General features: G+C 39.4%; 9 protein-coding genes. 8 read left to right on the top strand and 1 reads right to left on the bottom strand.

Annotation, left to right across the window (positions count from 1 at the left end; all coding sequences use genetic code 11):
- The first annotated feature begins 450 nt into the window (after nt 1-450).
- Nucleotides 451-2943, top strand: a complete 2493-nt coding sequence (gene spoIIE / locus I6N90_RS23225; protein WP_442950984.1) for a stage II sporulation protein E — start codon at nt 451-453, stop codon at nt 2941-2943.
- 163 nt (nt 2944-3106) lie between these two features.
- Here spoIIE and I6N90_RS23220 read toward each other — a convergent pair whose 3' ends face one another.
- The gene (locus I6N90_RS23220) at nt 3107-3610 is read right to left on the bottom strand and encodes a hypothetical protein (protein ID WP_197938177.1); all 504 of its coding nucleotides are present in this window, start codon (nt 3608-3610) and stop codon (nt 3107-3109) included.
- A 291-nt stretch (nt 3611-3901) separates the two neighbouring features.
- Here I6N90_RS23220 and I6N90_RS23215 point away from each other — a divergent pair, with 291 nt between their 5' ends.
- From I6N90_RS23215 to I6N90_RS23185, 7 genes are all read left to right on the top strand, one after another.
- Entirely contained in the window at nt 3902-6580 is a 2679-nt protein-coding gene (locus I6N90_RS23215) for a right-handed parallel beta-helix repeat-containing protein (RefSeq protein WP_197938175.1), read from the top strand.
- 287 nt (nt 6581-6867) lie between these two features.
- On the top strand, nt 6868-9042 hold the full coding sequence (locus tag I6N90_RS23210; protein WP_197938173.1) for an NAD-dependent epimerase/dehydratase family protein: 2175 nt from the start codon (nt 6868-6870) through the stop codon (nt 9040-9042).
- 1 nt (nt 9043) lies between these two features.
- Nucleotides 9044-9943 (top strand): hypothetical protein, encoded by a 900-nt coding sequence (locus tag I6N90_RS23205; RefSeq protein WP_197938171.1) that lies wholly within the window; start codon nt 9044-9046, stop codon nt 9941-9943.
- A gap of 1 nt (nt 9944) precedes the next feature.
- Complete coding sequence (locus I6N90_RS23200; RefSeq protein ID WP_197938169.1) at nt 9945-11786, top strand: DUF2194 domain-containing protein; 1842 nt, start codon at nt 9945-9947, stop codon at nt 11784-11786.
- 4 nt (nt 11787-11790) lie between these two features.
- Nucleotides 11791-13233 carry a GT4 family glycosyltransferase PelF gene (gene pelF, locus I6N90_RS23195; RefSeq protein ID WP_197938167.1) on the top strand — a complete coding sequence of 481 codons (1443 nt, stop codon included), beginning with the start codon at nt 11791-11793 and terminating at the stop codon, nt 13231-13233.
- Nucleotides 13209-16325, top strand: a complete 3117-nt coding sequence (gene pelG, locus I6N90_RS23190) for an exopolysaccharide Pel transporter PelG (protein ID WP_197938165.1) — start codon at nt 13209-13211, stop codon at nt 16323-16325. The genes pelF and pelG overlap by 25 nt, the downstream gene beginning before the upstream one ends.
- Nucleotides 16312-17037, top strand: a complete 726-nt coding sequence (locus I6N90_RS23185; protein WP_332262506.1) for a polyphosphate polymerase domain-containing protein — start codon at nt 16312-16314, stop codon at nt 17035-17037. Before pelG ends, I6N90_RS23185 begins: the two co-directional genes overlap by 14 nt.
- Nucleotides 17038-17043 lie beyond the last annotated feature (6 nt).

Genomic DNA, 17043 nt, shown 5'->3' with positions numbered 1-17043 from the left:
CTTTTTACTCCTAGCAAGCAATAACAATGTCGGATATCTATTGAGATCCGCAGTGTTTGCAGTTTTTTAGTTAACTAGCGGTGTAATAATTGGCAATTACTCATACCATGTCGATGCTGTCTCGTGGAAAGTCGGTTTGAGGAATATGCCAATCTAGAAAAAATAGTTTTCTCCTATCCTCCTGCATTACCGACAGGTTATCTTATACATTCGCTAAACGATTGTAAACGTTTTCTGTATTTTTTGTTGAATGTAGCGAATAGATCATATGTATAAATAACTGCTCAAACTGGCGCTGGGCTTGAGATTTTCGGTTACCTGACATCGAATGCAAGGGGTTATCTTTTTGTCGGAAAAAACTTTTTGACAATTACCTTTTTCTGACAAACTTTATACAGACAACCTCCTATAATGGGGAACACAATACAATCGGATTGGTGGTGTCTGTTAGTGAAGAAGGAAAGCGTGGTAGCATTACCGTCATTTAAGAAGGCAGGTTTTGTACAAGCTGCAATTAGTAAGGGAAGAGAGTGGAAAGCATTTAAGGGTGCAATTGGTGTTCTAATGGCGAAGAAATGGACAATTCTTCTTGTTGGTATCGCGTTCCTATTGGGACGTGCTGTCATATTGGAGTCGCTTATGCCTTTTGCTGCAGCATACTTTGCTGTTATTTATTTTATGAGGCGGGATCTACATGTATTGGTTGCTATATCATTGGTTGCAGGAAGCTGGCTAGCCGCTGATCCTGCACCTATGTGGATAGCGATGGAGGTTGCAGTACTGTTTCTCTTTATGAAGGGGCTCGAAGCTTATGAGAGGGCGGAGCTCTCAACAGCTCCTATACTTGTGTTTGCAGCCACCTTGCTCGTTCAGATGTTTAGTGTATTTATAGGGGATACCCTTAGCTGGTATAGTTTCATGTTAGTTGTTGTGGAAGCAGCGCTAGCTTTCGTACTCACACTTGTCTTTATTCATGCTTTACCAGTACTCACGATGACGAAAAAGTCGGCTGTACTGAAACATGAAGAAATTATTTGTGTAATGATTCTGCTAGCTTCAGTAATGACTGGAGCTGTCGGGTGGATCGTATACGGTATGTCTATTGAGCATGTGATGTCACGGTTCTTATTGCTCTTGTTCGCTATGGCAGGCGGTGCTCCGCTCGGAGCAGCAGTTGGCGTTGTAGCAGGCCTTATACTTAGCCTTGCAGACTTTAGTGCAATCGTTCAAATGAGTATGCTCGCTTTTGCAGGGTTACTTGCAGGACTATTACGTGATGGGGGAAAGATGGCAGCTGCATTTGGCTTGTTGCTCGGTACGTCTATTCTATCGATATACATCGGCACAGGCGCCGATGTGATGAGCTCGATATGGGAATCGGTCGCGGCTGCTACCCTGCTTATGCTCACACCGCGCGGAATCATTCGGACGATTGCTCGATACGTGCCAGGGACGAATGAGCATGTAAAGTCGCAGCATGATTATGCGAAGCGTGTAAGGGAGGTGACGGCTGAACGTGTCGTACAGTTCTCTGACGTATTCCGTCAATTATCAAAAAGTTTTGGTCAATTGAATCAAAATGTAACAGAAGTGAAACGTGAGGAGGAGATTGGTCACTTTATGAATGCAGTAGCTGAGAGGAGTTGTGCTAGTTGCCATCGTCAAAATACATGCTGGAACGATAAATATTTTCACACCTATAAAATGATGACGGATATGATGACGTCGGTAGAAGAACAAAAAATTCCGGGAACGAAGGAGCATCCTCGAACATGGACGTCCCATTGTCCGAAGTCCTCTCAAGTGCTTACCGTTATGCGACATCAGTACGAGCTTTATCAAAATAATATGCATTGGAAAAAGCAAATATTCGATTCTCGTCAACTTGTAGCAGATCAACTGCTTGGTGTTTCTCAAGTGATGGAGGACTTATCTAAGGAGATTAAGCGAGAAGGGCAGACGCTGCATTTGCAAGAGGAACAAATAAGAGAGGCGGTGGAAGGTTTAGGATTATCGGTACAAGGGGTTGATATTGTTAACTTGGAGGAGGGCAATGTTGAGATAGAAGTGTATCATTCGTTCGGTAGAGGCTTTGACGAATGCCGCAAAATTATTGCGCCGCTTCTTAGCGATATATTGGGGGAGCATATTGCGGTGAAAACGGAGTTGCCGCCTTCGAAGCTTGGTGAACCGACTATGGTTACTTTCGGTTCTGCGAAGCAATATGAGGTAGAGACAGGTGTAGCAGGTGCAGCCAAGGGGGGCGACTTGCTGTCTGGAGACAGCTTTAGCTTAGTAGAGCTTGGAAATGGCAAGTTTGCTGTAGCTATTAGTGATGGTATGGGAAATGGAGAGCGGGCACGTCAAGAGAGTAGTGCGGCTCTTTCGATACTACAGCAACTATTGCAATCAGGAATGGATGAGAAGCTTGCGGTGAAATCGGTTAATTCTGTCTTGCTGCTTCGCTCATCAGAGGAGATGTATGCAACGGTTGATCTTGCTATTGTAGATTTGTATACAGCGCATACGACCTTTATGAAAATTGGCTCGACACCGAGCTTTATTAAACGGGGGAAAGAGGTTATTCCAATCTCAGCTAATAATTTGCCGATTGGCATTATTCAAGATATTGACGTCGATTTTATTTCGATGCAGATGCAGCCGGGAGATACACTTGTCATGATGAGTGACGGTATCTACGATGCACCTGGCCATGCAGTAAATAAGGAGATGTGGATGAAACGAATTATTAGCGAACTTGGTACAGATGATCCACAGGAGATGGCGGATGCGCTCCTTGAAACAGTTGTGCGTTATCATGAAGGTGAAATTGTTGATGATATGACGGTTCTAGTCGCACGTATAGATAAACACTTACCTGAGTGGGCTTCGTTCCGCTGGCCGGGAATTAACAGAATGGAAAGACCAAGGACGGTGAGTTAGAAGAGTAGCATGTGGGGTGCAGAATGCCAAGTGCTAAGGAAAACAAAGCACAACGAGACCTATATGCCTGTTGTGCTTTGTTTATAAACAGAGCAGTATTGAAAGGAGTGCTTAATGGATTAGTTGCCAGATGTAATAGCAATGGGGGTGTGCTGTCTCGGCTTTACGTATAATATCCTGGCGCATGAATGCTAATGGTTGTGAAATAGAAGTATCGTTTTTCTAACTCTTGGTTTTCAGTACTCATTTTCAAAAAATCTTCTGAAGTTAAATCGGCTTCAGTTATTATAGTTGGCCGCCAGAAGCATATATTTAATTCGCGAAATATATAGGAGCAGCCTAACTCAAAATCATTGCGGTCATATGGTGTGATTTTATCAATTTTAGGAATGAGGTCGTCAACCTTTGTCCGGAAGATATCCATACCATTGAACAAACAAACCTGGGCATCTGTGGGATCTGGCTTACTAATCTCAATAAAACGTAAACTGCCGTTGGAATCAAATTCAAGTTTAATAAATTGCTCTTGAAAATAGCCGCTTACACTATTAAATTCGTTACTATTGTCTATGGCAGGATAGTCCTCTATTTTATAAACTTCCTCTATGCGCATTCCTAATTTAAACGGTCCAATCCCTACATTTGCTGTTATTAGTAGCGGTTCCATGTACAGACTCCTTAACTTGGGAAATTTATACTTTTATAATAACATAACAATGAATGCCGATCTCGGGATTACTATAAATCTTTAGAATAAAACAATGAACATAACTGAATAAAAAAATATAAATTTCTTTCATTTCATGGAGGGATTTTCAATTATATAAAGAATTTATGTAACAAGAAAAATGATAATCGTAATTAAGACAAACCATCGTTATGAAAAGGGCAAAGAAGATAGGTTGCTACATCCAACAATATGTTTCATAGGATGATCAAAAAGGAGCTAATTACAACTATGTTGTCTATAGAATCGAAAACTACGGCTTTTAGATCTATTAAATCGACATTCATTTTTCTCCTTGCACTTATGGTAATCGCATCGTATTTCCCTAGTGCGGTCTTCTCAAGCAATGCTGGAACTGTTTATTATGTAGCTACTTCAGGTGACGATGCAGCACCTGGAACACTGGAAGCACCTTGGCGCACGATACAAAAGGCGGCGAATTCGGTTATTGGCGGTGACACTGTTTTTGTTCGGGATGGTGTCTATGAAGAGTTTGTAACCATTACTTCGTCAGGCTCGGAGCCAGAAGGGTATATTATCTTTCAGGCATATCCCGGTGAGCAACCCATTATAGACGGCGGTAATCTATCTATGTCTAATGGTGATGAGGCACTTATAATGATTCGTGGGGCAAATTATGTTGTAGTTGAAGGATTCGAGCTTCGTAATCTAACTTCAGCTAGCAGTTCAGAAGATCCAGTAGGAATTAGGGTTACGAGGGGTGGATCTAACATTCATCTTTTGAATAATAATGTCCATCATATTCAGAATCTGTCCCCAGATGGAAATGCACATGGCATTCACATATACGGAAACACAGTTGTACCCCTTACAAATATTAAAGTTAGCGGAAACGAGATTCATCAACTTATTCTTGGATCCAGTGAATCATTAACCGTAAGCGGTAATGTTGACGGCTTCTCCATCGACAACAATATTGTTCATGACAACAATAATATAGGTATCGATATTGCAGGGTCCTATGGAGCTTGTTCAGCACCGTGCTTGGATCAGGCAAGGAATGGTGTAGTGAGCGGGAATATTGTGTTTAATATTGATTCATCAACTAATCCGGCTTATGAAGAGGGCTTTAACAGTGCTGCGGGAATATATGCAGATGGCTCGGCCGATGTAATTATTGAACGCAATCATGTTTACAATAATGATTTTGGAATATCTATTGCAAGTGAAAAGAAAGGAAAAACGACGAGCCGGATCACCTTGCAAAACAACAGTATTCATCACAATGATGGAGCAGGTATCATTATGGGCGGCTCCGAGGTAACGAATGGTGGCGCTACCGATAACGTTATAATCAATAATACTTTGGTAAAAAATGATGTTCTGCGTCAAGGGTTCGGAGAAATTGCGTTTCAGGAAAATACGTTCAATAACACAATAATGAATAATATCTTCTACAGCAATGCTGAAAATCCAATCTTGAGTAAGTTCAACACAAGTGGTAGCGGCAATAAGCTGGATCATAATTTGTACTTTAGAACAGCCGGAGGCGATGATGAAACGTGGGAGTGGGAAAATAAATCGTATGCTACCTTAAAACAATTTCAGGCTGCGACAGGTTATGATGCTCATTCGATATTCACTGACCCGCTTTTATTAGATCCCCATAAAGGGATCATTACATTAAGCGATAAATCGCCAGCCATTGATAGAGGAAAAGATCATCCAATTGCATATGACTTTTTCGGAGCGGTACGTAAGCAAGGTGCTGCAATAGATATCGGCGCGTCAGAGTTTGGAGGAGCGCCAGTTCCAACTAAATCTGATCCCGTTCAGCCGACACCGGAACAGACTCCTGTGCCAACAGATATGCCGGAAAGTACATCTACTGTACCTGAGGTGACGGTCGATCCGGTTTCGAGTACGGCTCCAACTCAGCCATTGCCTAGTGCAAATCCACCGAGCGGGGCATTTAAGATTGATGGCCATTTCGATGACTGGGAACAAATCATCGAAATAGCGACAGGGGAGTCTAATGTTCGATCGATAAAGTCTGTCATAAAAGAGGGAGAACTGCATGTTCTTGTAACAGGTCATTTACTTGGAGAAAAAGGCCAACTCTACATGAATACAGATGGAAACGACAAATCGGGATTTCAAGCTCCTTACTGGAATGGAGCGGGTGCAGATTATTTGTTAGAGAGCGGCATTCTCTATACGTACAGCGGTACAGGAGGAAACAGTTGGAGTTGGAAGGAAGTTCGTTCGTACAAAAAGACAGGGAAATTCATTGCAACTTCAACAGCAGTTGAAGTATCACTTTTACTAGCAGATCTAGGGGCATCTCAGTCTGATACTGTACAGCTAGGGTATGTATGGAAGGATTCACATGAAAATAGGCTTCCAGTAGGAAAAGGTTTAATTTCTGCTCAGTACGATGGTATTAATAGTCCTGAGCCACGTCCGAGCCAGAATGCTAGTATACAGGTAGATGGTAACAGTAACGATTGGTTGGATGTAAGCGACTTAAGTACTGGGGATTCCGACCCTAGCTTGCTGCGAATGACTAACGATAACGAAAATCTATATATTTTTATTGAGGGCAGTGGAACGGCTTCCAAAACTCAGGTATATCTGAATACAGATCAAAATAGCGAGTCTGGGTATCGGACCTCAAAATGGGGTTCCAGTGGGATAGAATTCCTAATAGAAGATGGACGGTTATATTCATATAAAGGAAAGGGAAATAATTGGTCTTGGAACCGATTGGAAAATATGACAAATGAAAATAGGTATATACACAAGGATGGCGTGGTGGAAATGGTAATCCCGTTGTCTACACTCAATTTGCATTCTGGTGCAAATATATTGATCGGCGTTATGCTAAATGATGATAAATTAAAGAAGCTTCCTATTAGCGGAGAAATGGCGTCATATTCGGTAAAATGAGAAATTAATTAGGTCCATTAGCTCACATTTAAACTTCTATTCATGCTCACAAAATTCGTCATTATGACTGAAATTATGTGCAGAGAATGGAAGTTTTTTTGTTTTCAAAAACACTTTAACGTCATAATTTGTCGAAATTTATCTAGTTATGGATAAAAATAATAAAAAGATAGATTGGTAGAAATGGATATGATATCATATCCATTAGCTTTAATTTACTATAATTTACTAAAAAATATGAGTCTTTAGTTTCATTATTTTACTCTGCCTAGAGGGGTCGGTATAGGATGAAAGTACTAATAACGGGTGGTTACGGGTTTATCGGATCTCATGTAGCAGACCGGTTCAAAAAGGAGGGATATGATGTTTTCATTATCGACAACTTGTCTTCTGGCAAGAAAGAACATGTAGCCATTAAGCATAAATCTTATTTGTTAGACGTGGAAGATGCCAAGTGTGAAGAGATTTTTAGATCAAATAAATTTGATGTCGTCATTCATATGGCAGCACAAGTAAGTGTCTCGGCTTCTATCTCTAATCCAAGATTAGATTCACAATCAAATGTATCTGGACTAGTAAATATGTTGAATTTATCTAAGAAATATAACGTCAAAAAATTTATATATGCATCATCTGCGGCGGTATATGGAATGAAGACTGTATTGCCAATTCGTGAAGAAGAGGAACTAATTCCGATTTCGCCATACGGTATTAGTAAGTGGGTTGGTGAATCATATAGTCAGAAGTGGCAGCAATTATATGGATTAGAAACACTCGGATTTCGGTTTTCTAATGTATATGGCCCAAGGCAAGATGCGATTGGCGAAGGGGGGGTTATCTCTATATTTATGAATCGTTTGTTGTCCGAGCAATCCCTGATTATACACGGAGATGGAAAACAAACACGAGATTTTATTTATGTAGAGGATGTTGCTGATGCAATATATCGCGCTTCTTACTCCGATCTAACCGGTATATATAACTTGTCGACGAATACGGAATGTAGCGTAAATGAGTTAGTGGAAACTATGGGTGCTTTGAAGGAGCTAGCAAAAACGTCTCATACGGAGAAACGTACTGGCGATATTGAGCGTTCTTCTTTAAGCAATACAAAGATTCAACGTGATCTGGACTGGTCTCCGATGTATACGTTACAAGAAGGATTACAGCGAACGTATACCTATTTTCTTACTCACAAAGCGGAGAAAGAAACAGCTGCAGCCGTTTCTGAAGAACCATCACTTTTACGTTCAAGACTAAAGCTATTTGTTCCCTATGGTGAAAATGTGCTGGCATTTGCTTTGACTGCATGGTTGACGCTAGGACAAATGTATACCGAATACGGTGTAATTGACGTCAAACTTTTTTATATTACGATAATGGGTATTTTATATGGTAATCGACAATCCATATTAGCTGTAATCATGTCGATTGGGTTATTCATTTATCAAAAATTAAGTGATGGTCGCGAGTTTATTTCTTTACTCTATGATACGGATGTTTTCTTCCAGATAGCTATCTATTTATTCATTGGACTAGTCGTAGGTTATGCCATTGAACGAAAAAATGCGCTTATCCTAGGACAAGAACAGAAAAATAATGAGCTTGAAAGCAAATATGATTTCCTTAACGGTGTCTACCAAGAGGTTCGTGAAGTGAAGGATGAGTTACAACTCCGCATACTAAATTCTGGTGACAGCTACGGGAAAATATATTCGATAACGAAAGAGCTGGAAAGCCTTGAGCCGGAAAATGTATTTACTTCGACGGTTAATGTTGTGAAAACGATCATGTCCGTTCCATCTGTATCGATCTATACGGTAAATCGTACAGGAACTTACTTGCGCTTAGTGGCACAGTCATCTAATAGCGCTAATCAGATGGAAAAATCATTGAAGGTTAGTGAACACTCCTACCTTACATCTGTATTAACGGACGGCAAAATGTTTGTTAACAAGCAATTAATGGAGGGTACTCCATTAATGTGCGCACCTATTTATTATAAAAATGAAATCGCTGCTGTCGTTGCTATTGATGGTTTGTCATTCGATAAATTTTCCCTTTATCATCAAAACTTATTTAAGACGACGACGGATCTTGTATCCTCAGCTTTATCAAAAGCATTTGCTTACATTGAGGCAACTGAAAGCCAGAGATATGTAGAAGGCACACCAATTATGCGGAGTGAAGCATTCGAAACAGTACTCGCAACTAAAAAAAATGCTTGGGAAAAAAACCAGACACCTTATTTATTGCTGAAGGGAAATGTTTTTAATATCAATCTTGTAGATATCGGCAATAAAATTTCAGGAATGCTGCGGGAAACGGATTATACCGGTCTTGATAGCAACCACAATATTATGATTCTTTTATCGAATACAAATAGAGAGGATGCCGAACATGTACTCGGCAGATTTGCGCAGAAGGGAATCACGTTAAGCGTGGTTCAAGAGGGCATATAAAATGGTTGTTTGGTTGTTTGTAGCGTATATGCTCTTATCTGCAATTTTACTTTACCTGCGTTATGGTCATTCCTATCCACAGTTATTAATTAGGCTCGTAATAGTGACTGTATTTCCGATTATAGGATGGCTATTTCCGATATTTTGGCCAAAGAGGCTGTATGTTAATGCCGGGGAAGACTTTCACGACTACATTACAAAGCAGCAAGAGGAACATAAGGTACGTCATGTCGGCATTTATTCCGTGCTTGAAGCAGAGAAAGAGCTTAATGTTATTCCAATTGAGGATGCTCTTGTCGTCAGTGAGCATCAAACTAGACGTAGAGTCATGATTGATGTACTCAAGCAGGACTCTATTCATTATCTTGAAATATTGCAAACAGCGGTAAGTAATGAGGATACGGAAACATCTCATTACGCTGTTAGTGCCATTATGGAAGTGAAGCGTAAGCTCTTGATTGCTATTCAAGAGTTGTCTGTTCAATATGAACAACACAAAAAGGATGAATACGTCGTACATAACTATTCATTAGTACTTAAAGGTTTCCTGCGTAGCGGGTTTCTTGATGAAAGAACCATTACAAAATATCAATATACATACATAAATGTACTGGAGACGCTTATAGAATTATCGGATGAAGCGGAATGGGCTTATCAGGATAAAGTGGAGACGGAGCTTAAGTTAGAACTCTATGCCGTAGCTGAATCTACTAGCATACGTTATCTAGAACAGTATCCGCATAGTGAAGAGGCATATCTTTGTTTGCTAAAGGTATATTTTACGACGAGATCTGCCTTAAGGCTTCACCAGACATTGGATCAATTGAAGCGATCACCAATAAGACTTTCCAATCAAGCGCTAACTTTGGTTCGATTTTGGTCGGAAGGAGCCTCAGTCTAAGATGAACAAGGATGTAAAATTCAGAAGGAACGTTTATATCATTATGGTAACTATATTAGCACTGGCAATATTGATTCAAATTGCACGTTCTCAGTTCGTACTACAATTTAATCATAATGAGCAGTGGTTAGAAGAGCGGCAAAGTATTTTGGAACAAACAAAAACAATAAACGAACCAATGGCAGCGCTAATAGAAGATGAAAAGTACTGTATAGCATTTAACTCTAATAATGAGAGCAGTGTAAACATAAAGAATCAAGCTATCCAGACACTTAAGTACATGAAACGAGCAGCGCTGCCTATAGATTTGAGTTCGGAGAAGATTAACTATTCCAGATGCACAAGTGTTCTCGTGACGATTGGGAAGTTTGAAGTCATTAACGAAAATTCCGCTATGGTGGATTACGTCCATAATGGCGGATCGGTATTTTTAATGAATACTCCTGAGCTAGATAATACCTTTGTTCAAATTTACAGAAAGCTCGGAATTATTGCATTTGATTATGCTGAGGTGACGAAGGGTATTCATCTGACTTCAAATGTACTGATTGCTGAAAAGGGATTGAAAACAGGACATGATTTTATCTTTAATGTTTCTTTAAGACTGGAACTTGATGAGAAGGTTGAATTATTAGCAGAAAGCTTAGAAGGTATTCCGCTGATGTGGAAACGAGAGTATGGATCAGGACAATTCCTCGTTTTTAATGGAGATATGCTTCAAATTAAAGGAAACAGAGGACTAATTGCAGGAGCCATCGGATTGTTACAAGCGGATACAATATATCCTATTTTTAATTCCAAAGTTTTTTTTATTGATGACTTTCCAGCCCCGATTAAAAAGGGGCTTGAACCGTCCATCTATCAAAAATATGGCGTGGATATCCCCACGTTCTACCACAAAATATGGTGGCCTGACATGCTAAAAGCAGCTAAACGTTATTCGGTTAAATATACCGCCGCTGTTATTCAATCTTATAACGACAAGGTAACACCGCCATTTCTTGCTCCGGTTGACGAGGAACGACATAATCTTATCGCTTATGGTCGTGAAGTAATTAAGAGTGGAGGAGAAATTGGTCTGCATGGTTATAATCATCAGTCGTTACAGACTAATAAAGAAACAGCAAATATTTTGGAATATAACATTTGGAGCGGTCAGTCTGACATGGAACAATCCATTCAGGGCGTTTTAAAGTATGTAGACAGTGCCTTCCCGAAATATTCTGTCATGTCCTATGTCCCACCTTCTAATGTACTGGGTGTGGATGGTCGTGAAGCTTTGAAGGCAGCTTGGCCCAATTTAACCGTTATTTCATCTCTATACGATACAGACTATAGCAATATGTCCTACGTTCAGGAATTTGAAATAGCAGAAGACGGAATCATTGAAATGCCGAGAATATCATCGGGTTACTTTGAAACCCCACATTATAGATGGATTGAAGCCAATGCGATGACCTCAGTTGGCGTATTTTCGCACTTTGTTCATCCTGATGATCTATTAGTGGAGTCAAGAAGCCACAACAAATCGTGGGAGGAACTTTACAAAGAGTTTGTCGCCATGTTAGAGAGATTGGATAAAAGTTATCCATGGCTTAGAAACCAGACATCGACCGAGGCTGCGCTTGATCTAGCCAAAACGATTCATGCAGAAGTTAAAATAACGAAACAAGATGATGGTTTCAGTGGTGAAGTTACTCACTACGATGCTCCATTACACTATATTTTGCGATCGGAACGCAAGATTGCGAGGCAAGACAACTGCTCAGTCAAAAAAATTGATGAGAATGTGTATTTAGTAACAGTATTCGATTCAAAGTTCACAATTGGATTGGGCGGGTGATGAAATGAAAATTTGTATGATTGCAGAAGGGTCTTACCCTTACATAACTGGAGGGGTATCTAGCTGGATTCACAATATTGTTTCACAAATGCCAGAACATGAATTTATTATTTATTCCATTGGCGCTCAGAGCAAACAAGCTGGCAAGTTCAAATATGAGCTTCCGGCTAACATTATTGAAGTGAAAGAAACCTTCTTGGATACTTACCTCGAGGAAGAAGGGAAATGGGGTAGTAGGTTTCGCTTATCCTCATTGAATAAACAAAATATACAGTCGTTGCTAGGTAGTGGCGAAGATATTCATTGGAACAATCTCTTTAAAGTGCTCAGAAGTGAAAAATTCAAAAATGCAGCTGATTTTCTTTCGAGCAAAGACTTTTTCGACATATTAGAGGAGCTGTGTAGTAAGAAATACAATCTGATTCCTTTCACAGAAATGTTCTGGACGGTACGCTCCATGATTCTTCCATTGTTCCTAACGATACGTAATGATATTCCTGAAGCAGATGTTTATCATAGTGTCTCAACTGGGTATGCCGGGGTAGTAGGAGCACTTGCTAAGTTTCTTTATACCAAACCTCTCCTATTAACAGAGCATGGCATTTATTCCCGCGAGAGGGAAGAAGAGATTATTAAAGCTGACTGGGTTAAGGGCTATTTCAAAGATGTGTGGATTGAATATTTCTACAAACTTTCGAGCTGTGCCTATGAGGAAGCAGATGAAGTCGTTACCTTATTTAACCGAAACAAAGAAATTCAAGTTGAGCTTGGTTGCAACAGCAATAAAATAAGGATCATTCCTAATGGTGTGCATAGTACGGAATATACGAATATTGGAGTGGTAAACCCGGAAGATAATATTATTCGAATAGGTGCCATTGTTCGTGTAGTTCCCATCAAGGATATTAAGACGATGTTACAAAGCTTTGCACTGATCAAACGCGAGATTCCTCAGGCAGAGTTCACTATTATGGGGCCGTATGAAGAGGACGAGCAGTATTATGAAGAGTGCTTGCAGCTGGTGGAAACATTGGCACTTAAGGATGTAACGTTTACAGGTTCTGTAAGGGTAAAGGACTATTTAGGTCGAATGGATCTATTGATGTTGACTAGTATAAGTGAAGGTCAGCCTCTTGCGATATTGGAGGGAATGGCGGGCTCGAAGCCGTTCGTATCTACAAATGTAGGAAGCTGCAAGGAATTACTCGACGGATTGGATGATGGTATTGGACCAGCAGGTTTAATCGCACCTGTCATGCACTATGAACAAATTGCGATCGCTGCAATTCAATTATGTAAGAACCGAGCATTAAGAGAAGAAATGGGACGTAATGCTTTTCTTCGTGTTCAAAAATATTATCGTCAAAGTGATGTAATTAAAAACTATCGTGCTTTATATCAATCGCTCGGAGGTGATAGCAAATGGCGGGAATTGGCTTCGAATTAAGAAAGTTATTTCGAGAGCAGGGACTCATTAATAATGTAAAAGCCTATGCCTATTCTTCACTGACGACTGTTGGCCCAATGATCTTATGTATGTTCCTTATTATTGCATTGCAGCGAATAATGGATTTTTATAGCAGCAGTTATATGGAGTGGGAACTATACATAGCGACGGTTTCGTATTGCTTCGTTTTTTCAATTATTTTTACAAGCGGAATATCCCTTGTTCTGACTCGTTATATCGCTGACATGATTTATGAGAAGAAATATGATCGGTTAATGTCATCCTTCTATGGAGCATTAGCTATCATGCTTCCGATATGTGCAATAATTGCATGGCTCTTTCTAAAAGAAGTTGATGCTGGCCTTGCTTATAAGTTTGCGGCCTATCTATTTTTTATGGAGCTTATAGTGATATGGCTTCAAGGGGTTTATCTATCAGCGCTCAAAGATTATATGCGTATTGTACGCGGTTTTATTATTGGATCTGCTGCCGCGCTTCTAAGTGGCTGGATGTTGTTTTTATTTACTGATCTTCAACATACAACTGCAGCATTACTCGGCATAGATATCGGATTTTTTATTATTGTGGTGCTCTCTTTTCATCATTTTGAACAAAAATTTCCGAAGGCCAATAAACAATTATTATTTTCCTTTATTCAATATTTTAAAAGGTATAGTTCGTTGTTTTTTGCAGGATGCTTCGTTTATTCCGGTGTCTATTTACACAACTTTGTATATTGGCTTGGGCCGGACGGTGAAGAGATAGCAGGTAGATTTCTAGTGATGTCTTATTATGATTTGCCCGTATTTTATGCCTTTATGTCAGTCATGCCAACTCTAGTCACATTTGTTGTGTCCGTCGAAACTTCTTTTTATGAGAAATTCCGAACGTACTATCTTCATATTACTAATGGGGGCACGATTCAGGACATACAAACAGCTAAGAAAAAGATGCAAAATACGTTAGTGAAAGAGATTAGCTTTCTTATGGAAGTACAATTGTTATTTACAGTTATGGCAATCGCGCTAGGTATTAAGTTTTTCCCTAGCATCGGTTTTACAATGGCTCAGCTTGATCTATTTAGTATTTTAACACTGGCGTACTTCCTATTTATTATTATGTTTGTTCTAGTACACGTTCTTATGTACTTTGATGATCGAAAAGGTGTGGTTGTTATTGGAGCTATTTTTGTCCTATTAAATATTACTTTATCCTATTGGATGATGATGCTTGATTATGATGGATTAGGTATGTTCCTTGCATCGTTTATAACGTTAGTGGCTGTTATTGTGAGACTACTTTATGTATTAAGAAATATTGACTACTTTACATTCTGTTCTCAACCAATTAACCAGAGTAAGAAAAGCAAGGAAAAGTCATTTCTATTGAAGCCAGGAAAGGCTGTTTCTGTATTGTTGATTATGACATTGTTATTGTCAGCTTGTTTGGGGGAGTCAGAGAGTGGGAGCCAATCATCCGATATTAAGGTGAATAATGAAAGTACAAGTGCTATGGGACTCGGGGTATCTTCGCAGCTTATAGAAGATAAGCGGTTATACGAGCGAGATGATGACCGTTCTTTAAAGACTGTTTATGTAACCATACTCCCAGATAAATCCGGTTCGGAGAAGACGTTGGATTGGTACGGACTAAACAGGCTTCCAGATAAAAGTGAGGATAAATCTCTTTCTATTATTATGCAGGAGGGGTCAGCTCAAGGTGCTGGTCCAGCACAAGGCATGTTTGGTTATGGAACAACGAAAGCAAATGGTTCAATTACTTTAAGAGGACGGACAGCATGGTATGCCCCGCAGAAATCATACCGCATTAAGCTTCATGATGAAGCTGGGCAATGGCTGGATCAAACAAGTTTTAATTTAAATAAGCATAATAATGATGATGCCAAATTCGCAAATAAGCTAAGTTTTGATTTATTCGAAACAATACCGAATATATCGAGTTTAAGAACCCAGTTTGTAAATCTATTTGTAAAGGATTTATCGAACGGAGAAAAGGATGCCAATTTTGTCGATTATGGTCTATTCACACATATTGAACAACCTAACAAGCAGTTTTTAAAGGCACATATGTTAGATCCTAACGGCCATCTATATAAAGCATCTTTTTTTGAATTTGATCGGTATCCCGATCAAATAAAGTCGCATAATGATCCCAATTATAAGAAAAGCGAGTTCGAGACTCTTCTAGAAATTAAGGGAAGAGAAGAACATGACAAGTTAATTGGTATGCTTGACGATTTAAATAATTCACAAATTCCGATAGATGAAGTCATTGAAAAGCACTTTGATTTGGATAATTTCCTCACTTGGACAGCAGCAAATATATTGATGGACAATATGGATACAGATACAAGTAACTACTTTCTCTACTCACCATTGAATTCTAATAAATGGTATTTCTTGCCTTGGGACTATGACGGTGGATGGGAAATCGAGCGACACGCAGAAGACAGCGAGACTACCCGTAACGGTATCAGTAGATATTGGAATTCCAAACTACATAAACGCTATTTCCGTACGCTAGACAATGTAGATAAATTAAAAGTAAAGATGGATGAATTGTCTAAAATCATTAATAAAGAAAACATTTCGAAGATGATTAAAAATTATCGGCCTGTAGTGGAACCATTCCTTTATAGAGATCCAGATATTAAGTATTTACCGGTAGCAAACAGTGAGTATGAATCCGTCATACAGAGGTTTATAAATACACCGGAAAAAAGTTTTAAACGATTTATAGAGGATATTGAGAGGCCGAAACCGTTCTTTCAAGGGGAAGTCATTCAATCCGGTAATGAGCTCCGATTTAATTGGGACATGTCATATGATCTTCAAGGTGATGATTTGTCCTACGATATCGATGTCGCGAAGGATCCTCTATTTACCCAAATTGTAGTACAAGAGAAAGAATTAACAGAAACAAAATGGACAACTGACAAGGTAAGTCCAGGAATTTATTATTGGAGAGTCACTGCTCGTGATAGTCATGGAAGTAGCAATGTTTCATTTGATTATTATCTGGATCCAGAGGGCGATTTCTATTACGGCATGAGAGAATTTGAGGTGCAATAGATTGCAATTCCAAGGCAGGAAATTTCGAACCGAACATAAATACTATTTGCATCTGCACGATTATGTATCCCTGCATCATCGGGTGTCCTCAATGCTTAGGATGGATCAACATTCAGTTAACGGAGATGGCTATTGTATACGCAGTTTATATTTTGACGGTCAACAAGACAATGCATTACATGATAAAAATAATGGGGTTTTTATAAGAGAGAAGTATCGTATCCGAACGTATAACGGTAGCGATTCTGTTATCTTCGTGGAGCGGAAGAGCAAATTTGGAGAGTTTGTATGCAAGGAGTCTGCACGAATTAGTAGAGAAGAGTATGACTCTATTTTACACGGTGATTACCGTTGTTTGATAGGGAAGGAATCATTGCTGCTTAAGGAGTTCTATTCGGCTCTGGAACATCGTGGGTTCCGTCCAACGGCCATTGTCGACTATTGGCGAGCAGCTTATGTGTATGAGTTTGGGAACGTTAGAATTACGTTTGACAAGAAGTTATCAGCTGGAACTAATACTTTTGATTTGTTTGATCCGAACTTAGTGCTTGAAGAAGCTATTCCTGTTCCTCAAACGATATTAGAAGTAAAGTTTGACAGCTTTCTTCCGGATCATATTCGCAAACTTGTTCGACCAGACAATCAGATTCGATCCTCTATATCCAAATACGTTATTTGTCGAGAAGTCAACTTGAAGCACTATAAAGAATAGAAGGTT

Source organism: Paenibacillus sp. GSMTC-2017, from assembly GCF_016019935.1.
In the GTDB taxonomy this organism is placed as follows: domain Bacteria; phylum Bacillota; class Bacilli; order Paenibacillales; family Paenibacillaceae; genus Pristimantibacillus.
This window is presented reverse-complemented; position numbering and strand designations above follow the sequence as displayed.